This is a genomic window from Rheinheimera sp. (assembly GCF_036568245.1).
Classification (GTDB): Bacteria; Pseudomonadota; Gammaproteobacteria; order Enterobacterales; family Alteromonadaceae; genus Alishewanella.
This window is the reverse complement of sequence record NZ_DATCSY010000201.1, coordinates 1-2,823: the sequence shown is the minus strand read 5'-3', so window position 1 is coordinate 2,823 and position 2,823 is coordinate 1. Positions and strand designations below refer to the sequence as shown.

At 48.2% G+C, this 2,823-nt stretch carries 5 protein-coding genes; 1 reads left to right on the top strand and 4 read right to left on the bottom strand.

The genetic code is table 11. The features are described 5' to 3' along the window. Positions 1 to 422, bottom strand: a 422-nt coding sequence (locus tag VIN66_RS09055) for a Glu/Leu/Phe/Val dehydrogenase dimerization domain-containing protein (protein WP_331923676.1), incomplete at its 3' end; no start/stop codon positions are given. Between the two features lie 113 nt (positions 423 to 535). Beyond that, positions 536 to 1,297, bottom strand: a complete 762-nt coding sequence (gene cysZ, locus VIN66_RS09050) for a sulfate transporter CysZ (RefSeq protein ID WP_331923675.1) — start codon at positions 1,295 to 1,297, stop codon at positions 536 to 538. Between the two features lie 214 nt (positions 1,298 to 1,511). Here cysZ and VIN66_RS09045 point away from each other — a divergent pair, with 214 nt between their 5' ends. Beyond that, complete coding sequence (locus VIN66_RS09045) at positions 1,512 to 1,706, top strand: hypothetical protein (protein WP_134057141.1); 195 nt, start codon at positions 1,512 to 1,514, stop codon at positions 1,704 to 1,706. A 79-nt stretch (positions 1,707 to 1,785) separates the two neighbouring features. Here the strand turns inward: VIN66_RS09045 and dapD are convergent, their stop codons facing one another. Further along, positions 1,786 to 2,610, bottom strand: coding sequence for a 2,3,4,5-tetrahydropyridine-2,6-dicarboxylate N-succinyltransferase (gene dapD, locus VIN66_RS09040; protein WP_331923674.1), 825 nt, complete (start codon positions 2,608 to 2,610; stop codon positions 1,786 to 1,788). 6 nt (positions 2,611 to 2,616) lie between these two features. Beyond that, on the bottom strand, positions 2,617 to 2,823 hold a 207-nt coding region (locus VIN66_RS09035; protein WP_331923673.1), incomplete at its 5' end, for a hypothetical protein.

Here is a 2,823-nt window from a genome sequence, read left to right as displayed (position 1 = left end):
ATGATTTCGCCGTCTGATTTACCCTTAGGGTCAAAATTGGCACCGCCTTTAGCTCCACCAATAGGTAAACCCGTGAGGGCATTTTTGAACAGCTGCTCAAAACCAAGAAATTTAATAATGCTGGCATTGACAGACGGATGAAAGCGCAGCCCGCCTTTGTATGGTCCCAGAGCTGAATTAAACTCAACGCGATAACCCTTGTTTACCCGGATCTGGCCTTTATCGTCCACCCAAGGCACGCGGAACATAATTTGCCGTTCTGGTTCAACCATGCGCTCAATAATCGCCTGTTGGCGATATTTGGGCGTATGCTCCAGTATGGCAGTTAAGGAATCCAGAACTTCTTCTACCGCTTGATAAAACTCTGCCTGGGCAGGGCTGCTGTGCTGCAGCTTAACAATGGTGTCGTGTATGTAGGTCATAATGGCATCGTTAGTAGCTTAATTTATAGCCATAATGATGTTTGGCCGTATAGGTGTCAAGCCGTTAATCCGGCTATTTTATAAGTGATTACCGGGGCACGCGGCGGTAACGTTTAACAGTACTTATCCAGCTTATTGTAGGCCTTAGTGCCTGGTGCTTTTAGTGCCGGGTCGTTTTGCGCGGCCAGTTTATCTACCCACATCGCGGTGGCGCCGCATACCGCTATCGGCATAACAAAAAGGTTAAACAGCGGGATCATGCAGGCGATATTTACTGTCACGCCAAAGGCAAAGCTGGTGCCCGGTTGGTTGCGCAGTTGCTGGCGCATGCTGCGAAAGTCTATTTTGTGGTTGTCGTATGGGTAGTCGGTATACTGTATCGCCAGCAGCCAGCTGGTAAACAAGAACCACAGTATCGGGCCTACCAGCGGTAAAAATAAAAACAGCACAAATAAAATAATGGCGCGTGGCAGCGCATACAGCAGTTTTTGCCATTCACGTCCTAGCATGCGTGGCATATCTTTAAAAAAGCTGCTGATGCCGGTGTCCGCTGGTGTTTTGCCGGATAAGTGCGCCTCAACTTTCTCACTTAGCAAACCGTTAAAAGGGGCGGCAATAAAATTGGCCACCATCGTAAAACTGTATGCCAGGCCTATCACCAGCGTCATCACACCCAGTGGTATCAGTAAATACTCCAGCCAGTGCAGCCAGGAAGGCAGATATTGCTGTACCGCTGCAACCAGCGCATTGACCTGCTGTAGTAAAAAATAAAACGCAAAAGAGAACAACACCAGGTTGATACTTAAGGGAACCAGCACAAAACGTTTTAAACCTTTGGTGTGGATCAAACTTAAGCCACGAAAAAAGTAGTACATTAGTTACCCCGGTAGAAAACTGCTACAACTAAGTTGTCAGTATACGATGAGCCAACGTCGGCTGGTGTTGTCAAAACGGCATTTTTGGTAACAGAATATAACGCGGGTAACACAGTGCTGGCATATGGTGGCGGTTTTTGTGCTAGAATGCGACCGCTTTTAGCCGCGCGAACGCGGATGCGGCGGTAATAATAACTTCAGATAAAGGTGAGATATGGCAATGTTAGGTTCTGCGCTGGTATTTGGCTTAACGACACTGTTTTTACTGGCAGGCTTAACCTGTCTGGTCTCTGCGCTGTTAGTGCCAGCTGAAGTTGGCCCGGAAAAGCGTTTCGAAAAGCGCCTTGAATACTCCATGTTTGCGTTAGTTGGTTTGGTTGGTTATGGCGTATTGATGGTGATTGGCTGAGTCAGCCTTTAGCGCGACTACCATAAAAAAAACGGCAGCTCAGCTGCCGTTTTGCATTTAAGCGATGCGTTATATGCTGTTATTCCACGCTGCGCAGCAGCGCATTAATGCCTACTTTAGCGCGGGTTTGAGCGTCCACTTTTTTCACAATAATAGCGGCATATAAACTATGACTGCCATCTTTAGCCGGGATTGAACCTGGCACGACTACAGCACCGGCTGGTACACGGCCATAGCTTATTTCTCCGGTTTCACGATCATAAATGCGGGTGCTCTGGCTGATATAAACGCCCATAGATAACACAGCACCTTCTTCAACAATAACACCTTCTACTACTTCAGAGCGGGCACCGATAAAGCAGTTGTCTTCAATAATGGTCGGATTGGCCTGCAGTGGTTCTAGCACGCCACCGATACCGACACCACCTGATAAATGCACGTTTTTACCAATCTGTGCACAACTGCCAACAGTGGCCCAGGTATCGACCATAGTGCCTTCACCAACATAGGCACCGATATTGACGTATGACGGCATTAATACAACGTTTTTCGCAATATAGCTGCCGCGGCGTACCGCTGCCGGCGGCACTACGCGCACGCCATCGCTACGGAACTGTGCGTCGCTGTAACTGGCGTATTTCATTGGTACTTTATCAAAAAAGCGGTTTTCAGCGCCGTCCATAACCTGATTGTCATTGATGCGGAACGACAGCAATACAGCCTTTTTCAACCATTGATGCACAACCCATTCACCGGCAATCTTTTCTGCTACCCGGGCTGTGCCGTTATCCAGCATGCTAAGCGCTGTTTCTACAGCCTGCTTTATTTCGCTGCTAACTGTAGTCGGGGTAATGTCGGCGCGCAGCTCGAATGCGCTCTCAATGATGCTTTTTAACTCTGACATAATGTGTTAATTGCCTTCTGTTTGCTGTGATAGTTGCTCGATAAGTGCCCGTTTCAACTCACTTTGCTGCTCTGTGGAAAGGGCCTGATCGTCGCTATTTGAAATCATAAAAAAGTCTTCAGCGCGCTCGCCGATAGTCGTGATTTTGGCGGCATGGATGTTAACATCGCAGCGCTGAAATACCTCACCGATATTGGCCAGCAGGCCCGGTGT